We start from the raw sequence: 22,111 nt of genomic DNA, 5'->3' as shown, positions 1-22,111 counted from the left end.
TATTACCAAAAAGATCTATATCCGTACCAAGGATCCCAATAGGGAGGTATCGTATCCTTTGGCATCGTGATACGTAATTTGTCCTCTTGATATCCCGCGACAATCCCAAAACCGTTCTCTACGTTCGAGTAGGTATCAGCAGGCTCTATCAGCGCTCCGAAATTCGCGTCGCCGATCGTGATGGAATATCCCCTCATAATCTTCATATACCGATAATAATCCTCGGAGATAGATAACAGACGTACATCATAATGAACCACCTTAGAAAGAGTATCGCTCTCATACGAGTACTCCACCGGAGAAATGGAAACCTCAACCGCATCCGTATTGATCAGATCCTTCCCGGTGAACACCCCCATACAATAGCGCCCATCCATCTGGCTCGTAATAGGGCTGCCACCAAAAGACTGGAAAATCGGATCCTCGTAATTTAAGCTAAAGCCGGAATAATACCAATTGTACCCACCTAAACTCTGGAAAGAGGTGGCTATCCAAGTGCTATCCCCCTTCCGGAATTCCATGAGCTGCTCTACGACCAAGCGATAATAACAATCCAGCTCAAAATCGATTTTAACAGAGAAACGCATATGTTCATCATAGTAAGAAGAGGATCGATAAGACAAGGTATCCACCTCATAAATCCGGGCCTCATGAGGAACATAGGTTTCCCCGGATACCGGTTCATATCCATCAGCCTCTACCTCTACACGCACACGATCTCCTTGTTTCACGAAACAACCGGGCAAGACATACTGCCCCGATAAATTCACGGAATCCCCCGGAACATCATCATTACGCATAAAACCCTGAAACTCATCATTGATATAGACACGTACTTCTGCGCCGGGCAACTCGAAATCGGGTATGCTATCCATAATAAACCAAGTTTTCGATATATGCGCACGTACTTCCTTCCCGGGACTTACCGATGCGTTCAGCACGATCCGGTCTGGCTGATCCTCCAAATCGATCTCCACGTCCCGGACACAAGAGAACATCAATAATCCCAATACTAGCGGAATAAGTAAATATCTTCCCATAAACTAAAATTTATAAGTATAAGAAACCGACGGCATACAATAGAACAATATCGTCTCCTGCAACACCGCTTCATATCGCCGGCCCTCATTTTGGTACACCACGACCTCCGTCATAAAAGGATTCGGCTTCAAATACGTATTGTATATACTTATGTTCCAAATCCCCATCCGTCCTTTCTTTTTATATCGATAAAAATTCACGCCCAGATCCAAACGATGATAAGGAGACAATTGATAATTATTACGGCTACTCAAGCCGGAGTTCATCGGCCTGTATAAATCTACCCCGGCATATCCGTTCTCCTTTTGGTAGGTCGGAGACAGGTATTTATATTCCGGCAAGCTGATATGGTTTCCCGAGGCGAACACCCAAGAGCCTGTCAGCTCCACCTTTCGGGATAATTTACGGGAAACGACAACATTCACCTTATGGCGGTTGTCGAAGCGAAACGGGAAATGTCGCCCTTTATTCACGGAACCATCCGGAAACCAGCGGTCCGACCAAGAAAGCGTATACCCAACCCATCCGGTTGTCTTCCCGGTTGTCTTTTGTGCCATAAACTCCACGCCATAGGTCTTGCCTTTCCCCAAGCCAACCCGGTCTTCCCAACCGGAGAAACGCGTCTCGACCGGCCAATGGTCCTTATAATCGATCAGGTTATTCAACCGTTTATAATACCCCTCAATCGAGAAATCATACATTCGCCTCAAATTATAATAAAGTCCGGCGGTAATCTGATGCGAGCTCATCGGAGGCACTTTTTCCGTCACCGGCACCCAGATATCCGTAGGCTGGTTCACATAAGTATTCGACAATAAATGGACATATTGATTCATCTTGCTGTAGGATACCTTCACCGAAAAATCCGGCCGGAATAAATAACGTGCCGACAGGCGGGGCTGAAAAGAATGGTAGATCTCGTTCTCTACATGAAACAAGGTATACCGTAATCCGGCATTCACCCGCAAGCGATCCGTGAGCCGCATCTCATCCTCGGCAAACAAAGAGAACTCATGGCCTTTTATCAAGGAATAATCATACAAAAGCCTATACGTAGGATCCACCACCGAATCATTCACCCAAGAGCGTTGCTGGCTATTCTCCGGGCGAAAATTATGAAACAAGTAATCCGTGCCCATCCGTATCCGGTGATTCATCGAAGGACTGTAATCCACGGACATACGCACACTCAAGTCTTCCATTTCCGATTTATAACGGCTATCCCGCTTAATCGACCGCAGCCCTTCCTTATTGCCATCGATCTCGTACCCATTCGCCTCTTGCCGGATATGCGAGCGAAAACGGCTGTAGCCCACCATCAGGTTACCAAACAGTTTTTGCCCGAACACGTAGTTCCATCCAGCGGAACCGATCAAGTTTCCCCAACGCCAGAGAAACATATTATCCGAATTCTCATCTTTCTCCTTGCTTCCCTGCCGAAAAGCGTCTTGCCCCATATAAAAGCTAAAATAGGCCCGGCTACGATCCGAGAAAGAGTGGTTCACCTTCGCGTTTATATCAAAAAAATGATACCCGAAACTCTCCTTGGTATCACTGTTCTTATTAACGATCGCCAAGGCTGGCGCCGTTATCAAATCCAGCCATGTACGACGTACCGAGACATTAAACGAGGAGCGGTCCTTAACGATCGGCCCCTCCAGATTCGCCCGCACGGAAAGCAAACCCACGGATATATTCCCGTGATACTCCTGCCGGTTTCCATCATTCATACGTACATCCACAACCGACGAGAGCCTTCCACCGTATTCTGCCGGAAAGCTCCCTTTATAAAACCGGGTATTCTTTATCGCGTCTGGATTGAACGCCGAGAAGAACCCCAACAGATGATTCACATGATAGACCGGATTTCCATCCAGCAGATATAAATTCTCATCGGCCCCACCCCCACGCACATACAAGCCGGTCATCCCCTCGGTACCTACCGCCACACCCGGCAATTGCTGCAAGGTCTTTACCAGATCGGCCTCCCCCAGCAAGGCGGGCATCGATTTCACCCGCTCGGCAGGCATATCAATCACCCCCGTACGGCTACTCAATATCTCGTAGCGAGGCCGGGTCCCCCGAATAACGACCTCACCTAACGAGGCCAACGACCTCAGCGGAAAGTCGATCATCGTATCCCTTTGCAAATCGATCTCTATCTCCATCGCCTTAAAGCCCACGTACGAGGCCCTGAGACAAACCTTTCCAGGCGGAAGTATCAAGCTGTAGAAACCATAATTATTAGACATCGTCCCTCCCCTCGAATTCTTCTCTAAGACCGAAGCCCCCAACAAACTCTCATACGAGGCCGAATCCCTAACGAACCCGCTGATCGTATACTGACGAGGCTGTCGCTTCAAGATGATATATCGCCCCGTAACCCGGTAGATAACCGGCAATGAGGAAAACAAACGCTTCAAGCAGTACGACAAGGACTCATCCCGGGCCGACAGAGAAACCTCGGGCAATTCTTTCAGCAGAGAGGACTCATACGAGAAAAACAATCCGGTTTGCTTCTCAAGCTCCATCAAGACATCCAACAGGGGAACTTGCCGCATATCCAACGTAACCGTCGGCGTAGGTTCCGGCATCTGCGCATACAGACATCCCGCCCAACCGGGAAGCAAAAGAATCCCTATCAGCCATACAACAATAGATCTCATAAAATGATCCGATTTTATTTCTTTGATGTGGAAACCAAACGCACGTCTAATGTCTGATTAACGACCTGCAATATATCCTCCAAGGGCAGGTCGTTAAAAGTAGCGGTCAATTTCACTCCCTCATTCTTTGCTTGGTTCGTAATCTCGACTTGATAATAATCGCTCAAATCCTCGATCACCTTATCCAGCGGTGTCTCCTTAAAACGAAGTTGCCCTGTCCTCCAAGCCAATTTATTCACATCGTCTTCTTCGGTTACCGTTATCTCCTTGTTCTCCGAAGAATACCGCGCCGACATTCCTGCGGTAAGTATCACATTTTCTTTCTCCACTCCGGCGGTAAAAGATACTTTACCGGTAACCACATTGACTTCCGTAACAGTGGGTTTCTCGTCTATCTGAAAACTAGTGCCCAGTACCGTAACTTCTGTTTGGCTCGTTCTCACAGAGAAAGGGCGTGCCTCATTCCTCGTCACTTGGAAAAAGGCCTTTCCATTCATCTCCACGGCACGCCTCTCTTTATCATATCTCTTCGCGTCATACCGGACCCAAGAATCACCGGCCAGAGCGACCAAGGTACTATCCGGAAGGTAAATATCTTTCGTTTGTCCGGGAGCGGTAGTAATCGCCACCCAATCCGGGGCGTTTCTCTCCACCGTAAACCAAGTACCCAACCCAACGAGCATCAGCACGACCGCCGCCGCCCCGAACCAATACCGGCGCAACGAGACCTTCCGGCTAATCGCACGCTCAGAAGCGAACTTCCGCCATGCTTTATCCGCGTCAAGGCTTCCTTCCCGATAGTGTCTCGCTACGAAACGGATGCGTTGTTCTAAATCCTTGTCATACTCGTTGTCCATTCTATTCCTTATTTTTTAGTAAGTCCTTCCGGTTTCATACCACTGGAAACCGACATTCGGGGCCTGCCCTTTCCGCAAAGGAACTCCCACACTCATACTGGGAGAGATCCTAGACGATACGCAAGATGAGACAATCATCATCAATACCGCGAATATAAACACCCACTTTATACAAACCATCGCTTTCATCCTATTTTCTCTTTAATTTCATCCTATTTTCTTTTTAAAATGTGTATCCCAAGGTAAAACTAGCCGTATGATAGTTCAGGCCTATGTTATAAGCATATCCCTTGTATTGCTTATTTATACCCAGATCATAGCCTACCTTAAAAGCGACCCGTTTCACCTCTATACCAGCCTCTATGGTAGCCCCCCAGTCAAAACGAGGCGCCACCGCATATCCTTGACCGGGATTAAACGGGTTCCATGAGATCTCCTTATTGTAAGGCAGCTTTCCTTTTAAAGAATAATCACTTTCCTCATACGTCACCTTTCCTCCCAGGCCAACCGCCAAATAGGGACCGACCGCCAAATGCAGTCGAACATCCTTACTTACCTGCCAATCGAAACGGGCCAAGATCGGTAATTGGATATATTCACGATGTTCCTTCTGGCTACGATACCTTATACCTTCCACATCAAAATCCTTAATTCCATAGGTATCATAATAAAAACCCGTAGAACCATAACCATTACCATAATAGCCATAACCGTATCCCCACAGATTCAAGTAATCACTGGAAACGGGATAGAGAAATATACTCGTACCTTCCCGTCCCCCATATGGGCTCTCACTAGTCCCATAAATCTCACTGTAAGAAGACAGCCCCTTCCCCCGTCGTACATAATACAAACCGGATTGAAGCGAGAACCATCCCGATCCGAATGTATAAGAGACCGCGGCCCCAGCCTTAAAGCCTACCTTAGCCACATCTCCCTTATACTTTGTCACGTTCATACCGGCTTCCGGCGTGATCCTCCATTGAGCCAAAGCCGGGAACACACACGTCATCAACACTACAAATCCTACTAATTTCCTCATATATATTCTCTATACCGTGATGAAATAAATAATCTTTATATCTAAGACAGGGAAAGATGAAAAACCCCCATTCCTCTCTATAAAAATTATCCGAAAAAGAACATATAAATACGGATCGCGGTCTCTCGCAAAGCTTTCAAAGCCTTACTCATCTGGTTTTCGACCGTTTTTACCGACAGATTCAACTCCTCGGCAATCTCTTGGTATTTCAAGCCGTCTCGTTTGGATAACAAGAAAATCTTTTTCCGTTCAGGGGGGAGATGATCAATCGCTTCCCACAGGCGGGCATCACGTTCCGATCGCCGGATATCTTCCTCTTCCGAGGTATCTTCCACATCGGGCAATTGCTCGGTAGCCTCAGCGTTTACGGGTTGCAAGGTAAATGAAAGGGAGCGGTTCCTCACCGCTTGGTACAAATAGGCTTTCAGGTTCCCGATCGTATTACCGGCCCGGTTCTTATCCCATACATCCGCGAAAGCCTGTTGCACGATATCCTCGGCATCTTCTACCTGATCGATATAACGAAGCGCAAATAAGCACAAGGGCTTATATAAACTCTTGAAATGATGTTCAAACTCTTGGGTGGTAATAGCAGCCATACGTTCGTTATCTGTAACTATTCGGCGCAAAGTAACAACCTTTTCTTTTTAACAAATCGCTTTTCAGGTTCTTTATAATGGTTTTAATAAAAAGAAAGCGTTTAAGGAGTTATCCCTAAACGCTTTTTCTTATTTTTAATTAATAAGCATCAATATGAACGGAAACCGATAATCCGGCGTACCTCATTTAAAGTCTTGGAAGCGCTCTCACGGGCTTTCTCCGCCCCCATACGAGCTACCTTATCCAGATATTCCGTATTGGCGGCCATATCCAAGATACGCTCGCGGATCGGCGCGCAGAACTTATTGATATCCTCGGCCAATTGCTTTTTCATATCACCGTAACGGATCTCGCAATTGTTATATTTCTCATTGAAGAAATCATAGGTCTCTTTCTCGGAGACGATTTCCATCATCGTAAACAAATTGGCGATCGGCTCAGGCTTCACGCTATTCGGCTCCGTCGGTCCCGAATCGGATACCGCTTTCATTACCTTTTTCCGGATCGTCTTCTCATCATCCACCAAGTAGATCGCGTTACCTTCGCTCTTACCCATCTTGCCGGAGCCATCCAAGCCCGGTACTTTCACGGACTTATCGCCTAAATGAAACGAGGCCGGTTCCGGGAAGAAATCTACGCCATAGGTAGAATTGAAACGGCGGGCGAAACGGCGGGCCATTTCCATATTCTGCTCCTGATCCTTACCTACAGGAACCTTCAATGCCTTATGGATAATAATATCGGCAGCCATCAAGGTCGGGTAAGTCAACAAACCAGCGCTTACGCTATGTTTATTACCCTCATTAAATATCTCTTTCTCTACATCGCCCTCACATCCTTCCCGGCTGATATGCAATTGCTGGCGGGCCTTATCCTTAAACGACGCCGTACGCATCAACTCGCCGATACCGGCGTTCATATTCAAGTACAGATACAACTCTACCACCTCCGGGACATCACTCTGAACATAAATAGTAGCTTTTTCCGGATCGATGCCACAAGCCAAGTATTCCGAGAGGATCGTCTTTACGCTATTTCGTATATTGTCGGGATGCGGGTGAGTAGTCAACGAATGCCAATCAGCGATAAAGAAGAAGCAATTATACTCATCTTGCATCTGCAAGAAACTCTTCACCGCACCAAAGTAATTGCCTAGATGCAGATTACCCGTTGGCCTGATTCCACTTACTACAGTTTCCATGTCTTGTTATTTTTAGTTTTCAAGTGACGGCAAAGATAGTAATATTCTTACAATATACACACATACGATATGCCACAGTTCCTCCCGGATTCCTCTTATATGCGGCAGGATATATCTTTACGATCCATCCACCATGAGTCGCCGCGTTACCTACTTGGCGGTAGTCTCGTGGCTGGAGGCCTATTTTTTCACATTTTTAGTCAGCGAATTATTAAAATGATAACGCATAAACGTAAAATATTTATCATGAATGTACTACTTTTGCGCGCTAATATTTATAATCATGAACGTAAAAATAAAAGGATATGTCCTAGGGGCTATCGCCGCCGCGACTTATGGTATGAACCCTTTGTTCGCTCTCCCTTTGTATAAGGCCGGCATGAATCCGGATTCAGTGCTGTTTTTCAGGTATTTATTCGCCATCCCGGTGTTGGCCATCATGATCAAGGCGAGAGGCCGGAACTTCAAGTTGAACTCCAAGGAAATAATTCCGTTAATTATCATGGGGTTGTTGGTATCTTTCTCTTCCTTGGCGTTATTCTTGAGCTATAATTATATGGAAGCGGGTATCGCCTCGACTTTGCTGTTTGTCTACCCGATTTTAGTAGCGTTGATCATGGCGTTTGTCTTCAAGGAGAAATTAACGCTGCAAACCGTTTTTTGTATTTTACTGGCATTAGGCGGTATCGGCTTGCTTTATAAAAGCGGCGACGGAACGACACTTAGCTTAACCGGTATCTTGTTGGTCATGGCTTCCGCTCTTTCTTACGCTATTTATATCGTAGGGGCGAATCGTCCGTTGTTGAAGAATATCGCTACGTTGAAACTTACGTTCTACGTCTTGCTTTTCGGGATGACCTTATTTCTTGTCCGCGTGGATTTCGGCAGGAACCTCCTTGTTGTCCATGATTGGTATTTATGGGGTAACCTGATCGCTTTAGCCATATTCCCGACCGCGATCTCTTTTCTTTGTACGACATTGGCGGTTCAATATATCGGTTCAACCCCGACCGCTATTCTCGGTGCCCTGGAGCCGTTGACCGCCGTATTCTTTGGAGTGACTGTCTTCGGTGAATCATTGACGTTGCGATTGTGTTGCGGGATCATCATGATCATCCTTGCCGTCACCCTCATTATCGCGGGAAGCAACGTAACAAGCCATCTAGTCCGTTTCCGAAAGCTTTTCCCAAGGCTTCCGCTTAAGAAAAAGAACGCTAAATAGCCTGTAGCCTCATGATAGTATCACCCAACGTCCCGATTTGTTGCTACCTTCACGTTTTAAGTAACCAGCATCACGAAGTTCTTTGATCTTCTTTTCAATAGAACGGCGGGTAACAGCGAGAGTAGCAGCAATTTCATCAAGAGTGACGTTGGGGTTACATTGGATCTGTTCAATGATTTGTCCCGAATTTATCCCGAACTTATCCCGAATTTTATCCCGAACTTCGCTTTCTTCAGTTTGAATGATCGGAATCCCCTGATGTTCTTTTAGAGTATCCAAGATCTCCTGAAGCATAAAATCTATGAATGGACCGGAATCTGCCGCTACGGAACTGGCTTGTATCGCATCGTAATAGGCTTCTTGATTGGCATAAACCATATTTTCTACAGGTAAGTACTCAAAAAGGGGATGGAGCCGTCCCAAAATAAGTGATTGCCAAAGACGACCTGTACGCCCATTCCCATCACTGAAGGGATGAATAAACTCAAATTCGTAATGGAAGACGCAGCTACGGATGAGTAAATGATCCTTAGCTTGCTTGAGCCATTCAAATAAATCCTCTATAAGTTTTGGCACTCTATCCGCAGGAGGGGCCATGTGAACCAAACCTTTTTCCGAGAATACGCCAACTCCACCGCTACGGAATTTTCCGGCATCATTGGTGAGCGCCATCATCATTGTGCCATGCGCTTTCAGTAAGTCTTTCACGTTGAACGGGTTTAAACCGCTATAAAGTTCATATGTCTTTATGGCGTTCTTTACTTCTTGAATCTGGCGCAAAGAAGCTACTACGGTTTTACCGTCGATGATGTCTTTCACCTCATCTTCCGACAACGTATTACCTTCTATGGCCAACGAGCTGTGAATCGTTCTCACCCGGTTGGCTTTTCGCAATCTCAGCTTGTCGCTTTGTTCCAAACAAATCGCGTATCGCTCAATCTGCGCGGATATTTCCGCAATCAGATTGATGGCATTTGCTGAAACCGTGAATGGTGGTACATACATCATACTCATGAGATTTTCGCAAATATAACGAAAAAGCTTCTCAAGCAACGCTCATTTTATAAAAAGCACATCTTAATAAAAGAAATCAGATTACTTTAGTCATTATTCGATGGCTATTCTACGGGGTTATCGCAAATCTATGATAAATTCGTAAATTCATTTGTTACAATCAATTATTTTTCCTATGTTTGCGATAAACAATATGTATCAAGCCATGATCACCAAGTTCTCAACATGCTTATTGTTCCTTGCTTTGCTCCTGAATAGTTGCCAACGAAGGAACCAACCCGAGATAATAGAGGAGAAGCAGGTTTATCAACCCACCTCTCCCCAATATGAACCGGAATACGATCACCCCTTTATATGCGCTTCACAAAAACAATCAAGAGCAACCGACTGGTCTTCGTTCTTTCTTGGAGAACCCGAACGGGCTATTTATGGGAGTCTTTCAGAAAGGTTCTCCCGCCCAAAAGACCTGATCAAATTCTTAGACGATCCTAAAGTGTTCGAGAGGGATTATGTAATGATCGTGGCAAGACCCTGATTGGATACGATTCACCAAAAATTCTATGTGACAGATAATACAATAAACGAATGAAACTACAACCATTTTCCCTATTCCTATCACTCTTGCTCTTTATCCTCTCTTCTTGTGAGCAAGCAGAGAAAAGTAAGTCTTATCAATTAGTAAGATCCGATCAGACCTTGACTTTCACCTTGGATGATAAGACAAAAAACGTAACCCCTTTCTTATCGTACTATCGTGATAAAAAGGGAAAGGAATATATTGTGTTACAATCTTACTCCATGCAGTCCCGTAGCAACAAATTCTATTTTTATGATAAGGATAGCCAGGAACTAGCGTTCAAGATAGAACCGGAGATCGAGGGTTCGAATGGAGTAGGTCGTATATTAGGATGCTATATACAGGATTGGGACAGCCTATATCTCACCAGCCTGTTCGAACCAGAGATCATACGCATCAATAAGGATTGCCAAATACAAGAAAAAATAAATTATGAGGAAGCAAACGATGGCACGATACTTTACAATAATTGTTTCCTTAGTTTCAGGGCCGCCACCCTGATAGGGAGGGATCTATATATCTATTCAGACCCCAACCGTTTGATAGAGAAAGATTATGTATCCGCTACTATCAATCTCGACACGAAAGAGATCAGAGCATTACCTTTTGTTTATCCGGACTATCCCGGCTCTTCGGTTAAATTGAAACGATACGGGCTAGAGGGTAACTACAGCCGTTCTTTTGATGGGCAGCGGTTTGTATACTCTTTCATTTACGATGAATCTGTCTATGTGGCGAATATCACGCATGACTCCATCCGCAAGGTATCCGTGAAAAGCGAGTATATCGACCAAGTGCAATTGCCAGACGAGCTAACTGCCCAAGCGATCGATTTCTGTCAAAACGCGATGTATGGAGACTTGATATACGATCCTTACCGAGAAGTATTTTACCGGATCGCTTATCCATCCACCACGATCGAGAAAGGGGTAAGAGCTATGGAACTTATAGAATATGGACGAAAGACCTTTTCAATCATAATCCTTGACAAAGAGTTAAACAAGCAAGGAGAGACTCTTTTTCCTGATTACACGTACAATTCAAGACAATTATTAGTTTTGCCCGATGGCCTTTACATATGTAACAGCCATTTCATGAACCCCGATTTCAACGACGATATATTAAGTTTTGTTCGTTTCGATCTAGTTTCTCGATATGACTAGAGATAAAGACACACTGTATACCAGCATATTACAGCAAACACAAACAAGCCTTATTCCAGTAGATTTCCTGATAGATATTCAATAGATAAAGCCAAACATCCATAAAGGGATCATATTGTGGAAAGCATACTCTATGTCATCTTTCACCACATACCCATCTGCCGCTTGTTTAATCTGTTGTCGCGTCTTATTCTTTCCCCCAATCTCAAAGGTTCGGCCATCTATCTCAAAGTCTGAAATCGCGGAAGAAGTAACGAAGCATACGACTCGCATCCAAGATAGAAAAACCGTCTCACGCACGGAACCGATATCCGGTACCTGCTCCGACAACGCATAAGCCAGATTCGTATTATTCAGATAGATTTTCTCTACTTTCTCCAATAATTTCAACACACGACTTCTGTCGAAGTATGCTCTAATTGAGTTCTAAAGGCACGAAATAAGGTCTCCATATCGATTCATGTTTAAAGAACAAATATACAAAATTGCACGATGCGATGTGCAATTTTGTATGAAGATCGCACATCGCATCGTGCAATTGCCTTTATATAGATTGCCCTGTATGTTAACGTCTTTAGTTGACTACTTCGCATCCTATTTATAATGCAGGTGACTGGTTTACAACTTAGCAATAAAAAGGTAGACCATGTTCTATCCTATTGATGAACGAGGTTTATCCGGACAAAAATAATCAACATTGTTTGCACAAATTCATTCAACTCACGATATAAATAGGTGACCTTAGATTGGCAATCCTAAGAGCAATACTGATTTGGCTAAGTTATATATACTGACTTGCCCGACACAGTATATATTACTTAGCCAAGTCAGTACTACTGCCGATAGCAAGCTCATCGCACAAATAAACCATCAAATGAACGTTGAGCTGGAGAATTTACTCTCCCGAAACGATCTTTAGTGAATATCCTTTACCCCGAGCACTCTCTATCACCAAACCCGGAATAGGAGACAAACCCTCATTTTTTGCCTGTCAGCTAAAAGTCAGCTAAAACAATTGGCCATGAAAAGGAATAAACTTATGTTTGTGAAAAATTAAATACGATATGAAACGAGCAATCTATTAAAACACCGTCCTTCGCAAAAAGAACAAATAAAACGAATGAAACTCTTTTGGATCACGCTACTTATATATAGTTTAGTCTCTTGTCATAATTTCAAAGAAGACAGACAACTCTCATTCGCTCTTGAAAGAGCAGGCGAAAACCGCCGTGAATTAGAACAGGTATTGGAACATTACAAAAATGATTCCTTGAAATACCGTGCAGCTTGCTTTCTTATTAAGAATATGCCCGGGCATTATTCTTATTGTGGGAAAATCACCAACACATATAATAAACAGATTGACTCTATAATACTTCAAACACAAAAAGAGGGGCGTTATCATGATACACCTTATCTTGCCAATCGTATTGATAGAACCTCTAAAATCTACGAGAACACCTCATTCCCGATACAAGAAGACATTCGTATAATTACAGCTGATTTTCTTATTCAAAATATCGAGCAGGCTTTCCACCTATGGGAAGATGCCCCTTGGAGCCGACATTTAAATTTTGATGACTTCTGTGAATACCTATTGCCCTACTCTATCGGAACCATGGATGTACTGGAGGATTGGAGGACTGGCATGTATCAACAAATAGATTCTACGACATTAACAGAACTCAACGATTTCAGCTATTCTTCCGATATGCAAAACTCAGCATTTTGGGCTTGTAAGCATATCAATCAGTTTTTAGAGAAGAAATTAGTTCCTGAAAACTCGGTATATTCCATTCCGTTCATAGCAAAAACCTCCACTAGGAGCATGATATCATTCGGCACTTGTAATCAATTCTCGTTAATAGCGTTAGCTATGATGAGAAGCATAGGAATTCCCGTCATGCTAGATTTCACACCACAATGGCCTTTCCGCTCGATGGGGCATTATTGGAATGTACTTTTAGATAATACAGGAAAGAATCTAGCGTTTGGAGGATGCGAGACAAAAACAGATCCGGATATACTGCATAAACCTAGCCAGAAGATGGCCAAAGTGTATAGGCGAACATACGCTATTAATCAAGATCTCGTAAAGCTGAATACAACCGAAGAGGTCGTGCCCGACCTCTTCCGGAATATTTTCATGAAAGATGTTACCACCGAATACATGAAAACTTGTGATATCATGATTCCAACACAAAGAAAACGAAACCATAAACATGCCTACCTAGCCGTTTTCGACAATCAGAAATGGGTACCTATATGTTACGGTACACAAAAAGGAAAAGTTTGTTACTTCAATGAAATAGGAAAAGATATTGCCTATCTCCCACTTTATTATGACAATCAAGGTATTCATCCTATCACAGATCCATTCATACTTGATTCACGAGGTAGAATAAAATATCTACATGCAGATACCAGTAAACGAAAGAAAGTTATATTATCTAGGAAATACTATCTCGCAAAACATATTTTCGATTATGCAAAAACTCTCACCGGAGGACATTTTGAAGCTTCCAATAATCCGGATTTCTCCGATCCTGATACAATACATACGATTTCTCATTGGTTATTGTCCGCAGATTCTTTCGAGATAAAACCTCAAAAAACATATCGCTATTGGCGCTATGTATCAGCAAAAAACAAGGGTTGTAATCTAGCCGAACTCGCTTTCTACTCAGACAAGGAGGAAAAAGAATTAACCGGCACAATCATTGGAACAAATGCCTCGGTTCGTTACGATACTATGCCAATGGATAAATCCAAAGTATTTGACAAAGATATCCTAACTTACTATGAAGCCCCTTCTACGGTTGATTATCCATGGGTAGGCTTGGACTTTAACAAACCGGTATCTATCAATAAGATCATTTATACGCCAAGAAACGACGATAATAACATCTGCGCAAGTGATCTATATGAGCTATTCTATTGGGAATATAACCATTGGATGTCATTAGGCCAACAAAGAGCTATTGAATCAAAGCTAACCTATACAAATGTACCAGACAATGCTCTCTTGTTGTTAAAAGACTTAACCAAAGGGGAAGAAGAACGCATATTCACATATGAAAATGACAAACAAGTTTGGTGGTAATCTTTATTATTCCATGAGAACCATATTAAATTAATTACAACAAGTAAACAATTTCAATCTCATCCATAAACGACTGATAATCAACATATAAAAATATCATTATATTTTCCAAAAAACTCGTACGTGTTTTTACTAAAAGTCGTACGTGTTTCTAAAAATTCACGTACGTGTTTTTTAGAAGACTAAGTCGAGAAGAATATAAACATTCAAAAAAATACACTAACCCACCTTGTAAAACCTACCCACCACACTTCAGCACATAGCCATGCCCCCGAGCACTCTCAATCACCAGATCCGGAATAGGAGACAAATCCTCTTTAAGCCTTTTAGCCGTAGCGGTAAGAGCGTCTTTGGACACACTTCCATCCGGCCAGATTTCTTCTTTCAGCCGATTAGACTCAATGAAATATCCTTTATGTTCTAATAAAATACAAAACAGTTTCAGCCGTTGATTCGCTAACTCTATGCGATGCCCATGATAATGCAATACGCCATGTGTTTCATCGAACAAGATATCTTCTGTTATTTGTATTATCTCTTTAGGTGCTTCTTGTAGCGGTAAGATATTTATCCTTGGTCTTTTCCATGTCAAGACAATCGCGATAACCCAGAGAATAACCATTGCCAGAATCCAAAATATATTTCGCAAAAACACTTCACCTACTATATAAAGGAAAGGAAATTGAACAAACGCTTGTAAAACGATCGTCCGATTCGCTCCAAAAACAATTTCTTTTAATGGTATGAAAGATCGATAAAAGAAAGTATCTGAAGAGCTACATTCCGTCTTGTCTATAAAGGTATAACAAGTTACGGTCTGAGCCGAAATCGCATGTTCATACAAAGATGCACGAAAAGCGCTATCCAGTAAGGTTACTTGAATCGGATTCTCCATGGACAAATAATGTTGGAGGCAAAAATCAGACTTCTCCTGTGAAGACATCCTCCGTGCCACCTCCTTATTATTCTTCATATGTATAATCGTATCGGCAGTCTTGATTGTAATGCTATCTCGTTCCAATTGATTAGCGCCTGAATAGGAAAAACAAAAAGCATCACCTAAATCTTTTATCCGCCTATTTGTATCATCTTGAACTGCCTGCTGAAATAAAGTTTGAGACTCTTCTTGTAATTCATACTTTACATTGTGGTATGATTTATAAAAAGACAACAAGCAAAGCATCGTCATCAGAACAAAGACACTCCACTTCCAATAAAATTTCCAATTTTGCTTTTCCATTATTATTTTTCGTTGAAACTACAAAGATACATTTTCCATCCCTTTCTACGAATAAATTCATTCAACTCGCAAGATGAATAGATGACTATAGGTAGACTAATGGCTTATTTTTCAACTGTCAGCTAAAAGTCATCTAAAAAGATAGGCTATCTAAATACCAAGTCGTACGTTTGTAATAAAATTAGAAACGACATGAAACAAATTACTTTCAAGAAAGCTTTCGCTATCATTTTCATTTGTGCCTTGTGTGCTTCGTATTTTCTTTTGAAAGAAGGAAAACAAAATTTCACAGATCTTACTTTTTCTAATATTGAAGCGCTAGCTTCCGGTGAAAGTGGATCCGGAGCCTGTTTTGGGGCTGGTTCTCTATCATGTAATGGAGGATATTACAAATATATATACAACCGTTAAAATAAAACATGAGCTACTACGTATACATAGTTCTATTAATAGGTAGTCTGGTATCCTGTTCGGAATCCTCACGGCACTTCCCCCGCTACGAGGATTTTCCCGATGAAAAGGCATTAAATGCGCAGGTTATCCACCTAGATACCGCCTTGTTCCGCTATCCATTCCGGATAGCGGTCAAGGATGGTATCGCTATTATCATGGACTTGCACAACGTAGATTATTTCTTCCATGCCTTCTCTTACCCCGAATGGGAATATATGACATCGTTTGGCAAACGAGGCGAGGGACCCGAAGAAATGGTATCGGCAGATTGCTTCCGGTTTATCTCCAAGGATTCTATCTGGACGCTTGATGCGAACAAAATGCGAACAACCCGGTGGAAGATTGAACAAAATATGAACAACATCATCCCCGTAGAAACGATCGATATGGACAAGCGGCTGGTTAGGGCATTGGACTTTTACCCGATGGAATCGGGCTTTTTAGTATCTGACTATCTCGGCGAATATAGACAAAAGTGGACAGACCGAGAAGGGAAATGGATTCACTCCACTAACCAGATCCCAACCGAAAATAATTATGAAGACATCGCACGCCCGGCATTGGCGCAAGCGTGGCGAAGCTTCTTCGACTATAATCCCCCAAAAGGCATCTTGGTCATGGCAACCCAACTAGGAGAGGCATTAGAAATATACAACTTCACAGATACTACACAAACCGTACGATACGGACCTAATGGAGAACCTCAATTCGCAATCTCACGATCGGAGGGAATTCCAACCGGCATCATGGGATTCAGCGATGTCCATATCACAGACCATTTCATTTACGCCGTATTCCATGGTCGTAGCTTCAAAGATATCGAACAAGCCTACCTACGAGGGGAAGAGATGGAGGATGGAGGACGATATATCTATGTATTCGACCTCAAAGGGAACCCCGTCCGGAAATATGTGCTCGACCATGCCATTTACGGTATCGACGTAGATGAGGATACAGGGACGATCCTTGCCACGGATGTAAACAGCAACGATCCGATTCTTTCATTTAAAATATAACGACAAAATATCATGAAATACTTAAATCTAATCATACTATTATTATTCCTTCCAGCTTGCCAAGACAAGAAAAAAGACGAGATCAAGCATTTGGTATCCGAATGGCAAGGAAAAGAGATACGATTTCCGCAAAACATGGTCTTTACACGGTTTGCAACCGATACGGTAGACTTCACCCTGCCAAAATCACCCCACAAGGTGCTGGTTTTCGTGGATTCCATAGGATGTACCAGTTGCAAACTCCAACTGCACCGATGGAAAGAACTGATTCAATACACCGACTCCATTACCCAAGGAACGGTTCCATTCCTGTTTTTCTTCCAGTCCGATGATAAGAAAGAAATACGGTATCTATTGAAAAAAGACAATTTCGACAAACCTATCTGTCTGGATCAATCCGACAAGCTGAACGAACTAAATCATTTCCCGGCCGATGGCAGATTTCAAACCTTCCTATTGGATAAGGACAATAAGGTCGTAGTGATAGGAAATCCTATCCACAACCCGAATATCCGGGAGCTATACCTAAAAGAGATCACCGGAAAACAACCCGCTTCACAAATACAAACCACCGTGAAAGTGGAAGAGGCATCCATACAGCTAGGAACTATCCAAATGGGAGAAAGCAAAGAAGCTGTTTTCCGATTAACAAACACAGGAAACAACCCGTTAGTCATACTAGACGCGGCTACAACTTGCGGCTGTGCCCGCCCATCTTTTGACAAACATCCCGCCAAGTCGGGTGAGACCCTTCAAGTAAGAGCCATCATGACACCGAAAGACAAAGGAGTCTTTGACGAGACGATTACCGTGAAATGCAATACGAATCAACTGATAAAATTAAACATTCGGGGGATGGCTCAATAAATAAAAGAGAAGGGAGAGCTTGCCGGATATATTGGAACGATCACAAGCAAGCCTCCCACCCCACTTTTACTCATGAAGCAGAAAGGAGGTGACACAAAAGTAGTAAATTAAATTGAAAGAGGGATTCGAGAATATCCTTATCTTGCAGAAGAATAGTAAGCAAGAGATTAAATTCTTAAAAACATAAACTATAAAAAAGAAATATCATGAGAAAAAAGATTTTAGGAATAGCCGTAATGGCAGTCGTAGCAGTAGCTGCGGCATGGAACATCAACCAGAGTGAAAACGACATCAAGCTTTCTGACCTAACGCTTGACAATGTGGAGGCATTGGCTAGCGGGGAAGGAGGAAGCGGATATTGCAGTTACTCTGGGGGAGGATGTATTATCAAATATTCCGATGGGACATCCACTTACATACCGGGACGTTGGAACTAAAATTTAATCAAAGGAGGGTGTGCCAAAACGAAAAAAATCACAATGGAATACAGTCGGTAAATCAATGGAATGCAGATGTTTTCTCATTGATTTTTAATTTGTATTTCATAGACTCTAGGTATCTTGAGCAAGAAGAAAATATGTTCAATCCCTTAATTTGGCATGCCCTCCTTAAAAAATCAGTATCATGAAGAAATACATTATCTTACATCTTTCACTCATCCTATTAGGATTCATCGCTTGTACCGATGATCAAAAACAAGATGACAAAAACATAACTTTCCAGAGAAGTGATTTCAAAGTCCGAAAATCACTATCCGGAAAAACTATTGAATTTGACAGTCTTATTTTACGACCTTCACAAATCCAATTATTCGACTCCTTCCTAGTTACTTGCAATCAAGGGGCGGAAAAACAATTCCACATCTTCAACCTCAATACGGCACATAAGGAAGGAGAATGTATTCCTGTAGGACAAGGGCCTAAAGAGATGATGACACCATGTTTCGTCAATCGGAACGATTCCGTAGTCATTTTTGATATGATGACCTCTACGATTTTCACTTACTCTATCCCGGAATTTACCAGTGGAAAAGAACCGGAATACGCCAGCCGTATCTCCCTAGATACAAAACCGCTATGGAGCAATATTCGAAGCTTGGGCAACGGGTTCTTAGGCGTATCCTATCAAGAGACGAGTCCTGGATTCCTTTTTGATCAAACAGGTAAGAAAACGATGGATTTCGGTACTTATCCTAAAACTGAGCAGGAGTATACTCCTGCCGAATTAATCAATGCGTTTCGGGCAGACCTAACCACCAACCGAAAAGAGAAGGTTGCAATCACTCACTACTTCACTGATTTAATTTGCATCTATAACGTGAACGGGACCTTGGAAAAACAATTACGGGGACCGGATCATTTCGCATCTGTTTTCAAAGAATTTAGGGATGGAGACATTATCGGAAGTAAAGCGAGCCCGCAAACTTATAGAGACGCTTTTTATAGCCCTGTAAACGTGGGGAATAGTTTATTTGTTCTTTATAATGGAAAAATGGTGACAGAGCCTAATTACAATATATTATGCAAAGAATTATTTGTAATCGGATGGGACGGTAGCCTTGAATGCCATTACACATTAGACCAAGGAGTCTCCTCCATCGCTGTAGACAATCAAAAACGGAAGATCTATGGTATCAGTGATGATCCGGAATATCATATCGTAGTGTTCGACTATTGATGACTGATATCCAAAGAATTTGGATTTAGGAAATGAGGCATAAACATAAAAGAATGGGAATAGAAAAACGTATATACAAAACAACTATAAATCAGATGTTACGATATCTGACACTTATACTTTATGGGGTATTTGGTATTGGTTGCATATACGCATTCTTCCTCATCTTCTGTTTCAGCACGTTCAAAATCCCTTCCGATTCCATGGAGCCTCAACTCCAAACCGGAGATCAAGTATTAGTAAACAAATGGATAGCCGGACCTAGGCTATTCAATATTTTCGCATCTATGAAAGGGAAGCAGGTAGATATATACAGGGTACCCGGAGCCGGGCAAATCAAACGGAATGATATTCTCGTATTCAACTACCCGCATCCCTATTCATGGGAGCGGATCGAAATGCACATCATGCAATATTATATCAAACGCTGCCTCGGGTTACCGGGAGACTCCATCCGGATCGAACAGGGATTCTACCGAAACAACCATACGAAAGAGCCTTTGGGGAATGTGGAAAGTCAAGCGAACCTATCCAGACAAAAAGCGGATCGGATGCCGGACGGTGTCTACCGTTGTTTCCCTTTTGATTCTACATTCAATTGGAACGTTCATGATTTCGGTCCTCTGTATATTCCCCGAAGAGGTGATAGAATCACCGTGAATCAAACGAATTATAAGCTATACAAACAAATGATCGAGTGGGAATCAAAAGATTCTATATCATGGAAAGAGAATAAGGCTTATAGGGGGAACGAAATCATAGAGCACTATCAATTCCAAAACAACTATTACTTCGTGGCGGGAGATAAAACCGAAAACTCCCGAGACTCGCGATATCTCGGGCTTATACCGGAGGACTTCATCGTGGGTATCGCTTGGAAAGTGTGGAAATCCAAAGATCCTTACACGGGAAAATATAGGAAAGGTCGTTTTTGGAAAAATATCCGTAACAACAAGAGCCATGAATAAAATCATTATATTTATAGTATGCACGATATGCCTGCTTTCTTGCGACCTCCCCTCTAGCCCGGAAGAAAAAAGGCTGGAATATGCCTTGCGGCAAGCCGGCGATAACCGGAAGGAGTTGGAATACGTTATTGAATACTATAAAAAAGACTCCTTGAAAAAAGAAGCCGCTTGTTTTCTTATACGTAACATGATTTATCATTTTGGGTATGACAAACGAGACAAAGTACCGGATATCACATACATATCCGCAGCCTACTTGATCGACAATATCGAGCTGGCTTTCCGGGTATGGCCCAAACCCTGGAATCAAAATGTCAATTTCGACAACTTTTGCAGATACATTCTCCCCTACCGGAGTTTATACGAACGTCCCTCCGGCTTACGAGAGGAAGTAATGAAAACATACCTGCCATCCTTGGATAGTTCGCAGATCACCAACACGTATGACGCGGTAATGATGCTGCAAAAGAAATTGAAAGCAAAAGTAGCCTATCAAGAGACGGTGCCTGCCTATTACCCTACGATGGAAGAAATCCATGAGACCGGACTGGGGCGCTGCGACGGAATGGCCATGTATGGCGTGAATATGATGCGTGCGGTCGGTATCCCTGCCGTACCGGAACACGCCATCTGGACTCGAAGAAACGGTGAACACTATTGGTGCGCCTTTTTAAATGATGATGGAAAATTCTTACCTTTCGCCCCGGAAAATGAGGGGCCGGACTCTTTAATTTATAATCTTACAAGGCCATTTCTAACCCCCGCCAAGATATACAGATACGGATTTGCTCCTTTTGAGCCGGTAATTCTCGAATCATCCGATGAATACCGGACTTTCCTAAAGAACCCTTTATTAACCGCTGTCACGGAGCAATATTTACCTCCTGTCACTGATATACAGACAATTTGCGACTTCCCCGTGAAATCGGAGAAAGCACCTATTTACCTTTGTACCTACAATTATAAAAACTGGCGACCTTTCGCCCTAAGTGAACGGATCGGGAAACAGTGCGCATTTTCCAAGATCGTAGGTGATGACGTATTCATCATCGCAGAGTATGACAAAGACACGCATGGATTCTTACGCTTCATCACATATCCATTTCATGTGAGTGCCAACGGTATTATCACTAAAATAAAACCGGACTCCACTCACTTCGAATCGATCTTCATCAATTCGGATAACGCTCATCAACAAAAAGTCCCCCATACACTCTGTTATTGGGAACAAGAGCAACAATGTTTTAAAACCGGACATTTCCCGATGGATACATTGCCAGAGGGTATCATTATTCGCGACATCCCCAAAGGCAGCTTATTAAAAGGCATGATATCTTGGCCGGGTAAAGCCGCGGAAGATCGTATTTTCTTAATCGACAACGACACGATAAAAAGATATTAAAC

General features: G+C 42.8%; 20 protein-coding genes and 1 pseudogene. 11 read left to right on the top strand and 10 right to left on the bottom strand.

Annotated elements, in window-relative coordinates; translation table 11 throughout:
- Positions 1–2: 2 nt before the first annotated feature.
- The 7 genes from Q0110_RS07980 to trpS all read right to left on the bottom strand — a co-directional run bounded on the left by Q0110_RS07980 (position 3) and on the right by trpS (position 7,407).
- Complete coding sequence (locus Q0110_RS07980; protein WP_297905417.1) at positions 3–1,040, bottom strand: DUF4249 domain-containing protein; 1,038 nt, start codon at positions 1,038–1,040, stop codon at positions 3–5.
- Between the two features lie 3 nt (positions 1,041–1,043).
- Entirely contained in the window at positions 1,044–3,707 is a 2,664-nt protein-coding gene (locus Q0110_RS07975) for a TonB-dependent receptor (protein WP_297905414.1), read from the bottom strand.
- A gap of 14 nt (positions 3,708–3,721) precedes the next feature.
- A complete protein-coding gene (locus tag Q0110_RS07970) occupies positions 3,722–4,564 on the bottom strand; it encodes a FecR domain-containing protein (RefSeq protein ID WP_297905411.1) in 843 nt (280 codons plus the stop codon).
- Positions 4,565–4,579: 15 nt separating this feature from the next.
- Complete coding sequence (locus tag Q0110_RS07965) at positions 4,580–4,753, bottom strand: hypothetical protein (RefSeq protein ID WP_297905408.1); 174 nt, start codon at positions 4,751–4,753, stop codon at positions 4,580–4,582.
- A gap of 34 nt (positions 4,754–4,787) precedes the next feature.
- Complete coding sequence (locus Q0110_RS07960) at positions 4,788–5,606, bottom strand: porin family protein (RefSeq protein WP_297905406.1); 819 nt, start codon at positions 5,604–5,606, stop codon at positions 4,788–4,790.
- A gap of 86 nt (positions 5,607–5,692) precedes the next feature.
- The gene (locus Q0110_RS07955) at positions 5,693–6,205 is read right to left on the bottom strand and encodes an RNA polymerase sigma-70 factor (RefSeq protein ID WP_297905462.1); all 513 of its coding nucleotides are present in this window, start codon (positions 6,203–6,205) and stop codon (positions 5,693–5,695) included.
- Positions 6,206–6,354: 149 nt separating this feature from the next.
- Positions 6,355–7,407 carry a tryptophan--tRNA ligase gene (gene trpS / locus Q0110_RS07950; RefSeq protein ID WP_297905403.1) on the bottom strand — a complete coding sequence of 351 codons (1,053 nt, stop codon included), beginning with the start codon at positions 7,405–7,407 and terminating at the stop codon, positions 6,355–6,357.
- A gap of 283 nt (positions 7,408–7,690) precedes the next feature.
- Here trpS and Q0110_RS07945 point away from each other — a divergent pair, with 283 nt between their 5' ends.
- On the top strand, positions 7,691–8,629 hold the full coding sequence (locus Q0110_RS07945) for a DMT family transporter (RefSeq protein ID WP_297905400.1): 939 nt from the start codon (positions 7,691–7,693) through the stop codon (positions 8,627–8,629).
- Between the two features lie 9 nt (positions 8,630–8,638).
- Here the strand turns inward: Q0110_RS07945 and Q0110_RS07940 are convergent, their stop codons facing one another.
- Complete coding sequence (locus Q0110_RS07940) at positions 8,639–9,634, bottom strand: Fic family protein (RefSeq protein ID WP_297905459.1); 996 nt, start codon at positions 9,632–9,634, stop codon at positions 8,639–8,641.
- A gap of 335 nt (positions 9,635–9,969) precedes the next feature.
- Between Q0110_RS07940 and Q0110_RS07935 the strand changes: the two genes are divergently transcribed.
- Both Q0110_RS07935 and Q0110_RS07930 read left to right on the top strand, forming a co-directional pair.
- Entirely contained in the window at positions 9,970–10,113 is a 144-nt protein-coding gene (locus Q0110_RS07935) for a hypothetical protein (RefSeq protein ID WP_297905397.1), read from the top strand.
- Between the two features lie 115 nt (positions 10,114–10,228).
- The gene (locus Q0110_RS07930; protein ID WP_297905394.1) at positions 10,229–11,383 is read left to right on the top strand and encodes a DUF4221 domain-containing protein; all 1,155 of its coding nucleotides are present in this window, start codon (positions 10,229–10,231) and stop codon (positions 11,381–11,383) included.
- 78 nt (positions 11,384–11,461) lie between these two features.
- Here the strand turns inward: Q0110_RS07930 and Q0110_RS07925 are convergent.
- Positions 11,462–11,788 (bottom strand): annotated as a pseudogene (locus Q0110_RS07925) (ATP-binding protein); the annotation flags it as partial.
- A gap of 715 nt (positions 11,789–12,503) precedes the next feature.
- On the opposite strand from Q0110_RS07925, the gene Q0110_RS07920 reads away from it, so the two are divergent.
- Positions 12,504–14,486, top strand: coding sequence for a discoidin domain-containing protein (locus tag Q0110_RS07920; RefSeq protein WP_297905392.1), 1,983 nt, complete (start codon positions 12,504–12,506; stop codon positions 14,484–14,486).
- Between the two features lie 238 nt (positions 14,487–14,724).
- Here Q0110_RS07920 and Q0110_RS07915 read toward each other — a convergent pair whose 3' ends face one another.
- Positions 14,725–15,726: a helix-turn-helix domain-containing protein gene (locus tag Q0110_RS07915; RefSeq protein ID WP_297905389.1), complete on the bottom strand. Its 1,002-nt coding sequence runs from the start codon at positions 15,724–15,726 to the stop codon at positions 14,725–14,727.
- 192 nt (positions 15,727–15,918) lie between these two features.
- Between Q0110_RS07915 and Q0110_RS07910 the strand changes: the two genes are divergently transcribed.
- The 7 genes from Q0110_RS07910 to Q0110_RS07880 all read left to right on the top strand — a co-directional run bounded on the left by Q0110_RS07910 (position 15,919) and on the right by Q0110_RS07880 (position 22,109).
- Positions 15,919–16,137, top strand: coding sequence for an NVEALA domain-containing protein (locus tag Q0110_RS07910; RefSeq protein WP_087342028.1), 219 nt, complete (start codon positions 15,919–15,921; stop codon positions 16,135–16,137).
- Positions 16,138–16,145: 8 nt separating this feature from the next.
- On the top strand, positions 16,146–17,195 hold the full coding sequence (locus Q0110_RS07905) for a TolB-like 6-bladed beta-propeller domain-containing protein (protein WP_234078569.1): 1,050 nt from the start codon (positions 16,146–16,148) through the stop codon (positions 17,193–17,195).
- Positions 17,196–17,207: 12 nt separating this feature from the next.
- The gene (locus tag Q0110_RS07900) at positions 17,208–18,062 is read left to right on the top strand and encodes a DUF1573 domain-containing protein (protein ID WP_234078571.1); all 855 of its coding nucleotides are present in this window, start codon (positions 17,208–17,210) and stop codon (positions 18,060–18,062) included.
- A gap of 206 nt (positions 18,063–18,268) precedes the next feature.
- A complete protein-coding gene (locus tag Q0110_RS07895; protein ID WP_234078573.1) occupies positions 18,269–18,499 on the top strand; it encodes an NVEALA domain-containing protein in 231 nt (76 codons plus the stop codon).
- A 187-nt stretch (positions 18,500–18,686) separates the two neighbouring features.
- Positions 18,687–19,739, top strand: coding sequence for a BF3164 family lipoprotein (locus tag Q0110_RS07890; protein WP_122380174.1), 1,053 nt, complete (start codon positions 18,687–18,689; stop codon positions 19,737–19,739).
- A gap of 95 nt (positions 19,740–19,834) precedes the next feature.
- Positions 19,835–20,707: a signal peptidase I gene (gene lepB, locus Q0110_RS07885; RefSeq protein ID WP_297905374.1), complete on the top strand. Its 873-nt coding sequence runs from the start codon at positions 19,835–19,837 to the stop codon at positions 20,705–20,707.
- Entirely contained in the window at positions 20,700–22,109 is a 1,410-nt protein-coding gene (locus tag Q0110_RS07880) for a transglutaminase domain-containing protein (protein ID WP_297905371.1), read from the top strand. Before lepB ends, Q0110_RS07880 begins: the two co-directional genes overlap by 8 nt.
- Positions 22,110–22,111 lie beyond the last annotated feature (2 nt).

Source organism: uncultured Parabacteroides sp., from assembly GCF_947855115.1.
Lineage (GTDB): Bacteria > Bacteroidota > Bacteroidia > Bacteroidales > Tannerellaceae > Parabacteroides.
The sequence above is the reverse complement of the archived record's forward strand: the minus strand, read 5'-3'. Positions and strand labels throughout refer to the sequence as shown.

What these genes read in the sequence shown, in the direction of transcription:
- Q0110_RS07980 (WP_297905417.1), bottom strand. Translation starts at nt 1,040, where the DNA reads ATGGGAAGATATTTACTTATTCCGCTAGTATTGGGATTATTGATGTTC.
- Q0110_RS07975 (WP_297905414.1), bottom strand. Translation starts at nt 3,707, where the DNA reads ATGAGATCTATTGTTGTATGGCTGATAGGGATTCTTTTGCTTCCCGGT.
- Q0110_RS07970 (WP_297905411.1), bottom strand. Translation starts at nt 4,564, where the DNA reads ATGGACAACGAGTATGACAAGGATTTAGAACAACGCATCCGTTTCGTA.
- Q0110_RS07965 (WP_297905408.1), bottom strand. Translation starts at nt 4,753, where the DNA reads ATGAAAGCGATGGTTTGTATAAAGTGGGTGTTTATATTCGCGGTATTG.
- Q0110_RS07960 (WP_297905406.1), bottom strand. Translation starts at nt 5,606, where the DNA reads ATGAGGAAATTAGTAGGATTTGTAGTGTTGATGACGTGTGTGTTCCCG.
- Q0110_RS07955 (WP_297905462.1), bottom strand. Translation starts at nt 6,205, where the DNA reads ATGGCTGCTATTACCACCCAAGAGTTTGAACATCATTTCAAGAGTTTA.
- trpS (WP_297905403.1), bottom strand. Translation starts at nt 7,407, where the DNA reads ATGGAAACTGTAGTAAGTGGAATCAGGCCAACGGGTAATCTGCATCTA.
- Q0110_RS07945 (WP_297905400.1), top strand. Translation starts at nt 7,691, where the DNA reads ATGAACGTAAAAATAAAAGGATATGTCCTAGGGGCTATCGCCGCCGCG.
- Q0110_RS07940 (WP_297905459.1), bottom strand. Translation starts at nt 9,634, where the DNA reads ATGTATGTACCACCATTCACGGTTTCAGCAAATGCCATCAATCTGATT.
- Q0110_RS07935 (WP_297905397.1), top strand. Translation starts at nt 9,970, where the DNA reads ATGAACCGGAATACGATCACCCCTTTATATGCGCTTCACAAAAACAAT.
- Q0110_RS07930 (WP_297905394.1), top strand. Translation starts at nt 10,229, where the DNA reads ATGAAACTACAACCATTTTCCCTATTCCTATCACTCTTGCTCTTTATC.
- Q0110_RS07920 (WP_297905392.1), top strand. Translation starts at nt 12,504, where the DNA reads ATGAAACTCTTTTGGATCACGCTACTTATATATAGTTTAGTCTCTTGT.
- Q0110_RS07915 (WP_297905389.1), bottom strand. Translation starts at nt 15,726, where the DNA reads ATGGAAAAGCAAAATTGGAAATTTTATTGGAAGTGGAGTGTCTTTGTT.
- Q0110_RS07910 (WP_087342028.1), top strand. Translation starts at nt 15,919, where the DNA reads ATGAAACAAATTACTTTCAAGAAAGCTTTCGCTATCATTTTCATTTGT.
- Q0110_RS07905 (WP_234078569.1), top strand. Translation starts at nt 16,146, where the DNA reads ATGAGCTACTACGTATACATAGTTCTATTAATAGGTAGTCTGGTATCC.
- Q0110_RS07900 (WP_234078571.1), top strand. Translation starts at nt 17,208, where the DNA reads ATGAAATACTTAAATCTAATCATACTATTATTATTCCTTCCAGCTTGC.
- Q0110_RS07895 (WP_234078573.1), top strand. Translation starts at nt 18,269, where the DNA reads ATGAGAAAAAAGATTTTAGGAATAGCCGTAATGGCAGTCGTAGCAGTA.
- Q0110_RS07890 (WP_122380174.1), top strand. Translation starts at nt 18,687, where the DNA reads ATGAAGAAATACATTATCTTACATCTTTCACTCATCCTATTAGGATTC.
- lepB (WP_297905374.1), top strand. Translation starts at nt 19,835, where the DNA reads ATGTTACGATATCTGACACTTATACTTTATGGGGTATTTGGTATTGGT.
- Q0110_RS07880 (WP_297905371.1), top strand. Translation starts at nt 20,700, where the DNA reads ATGAATAAAATCATTATATTTATAGTATGCACGATATGCCTGCTTTCT.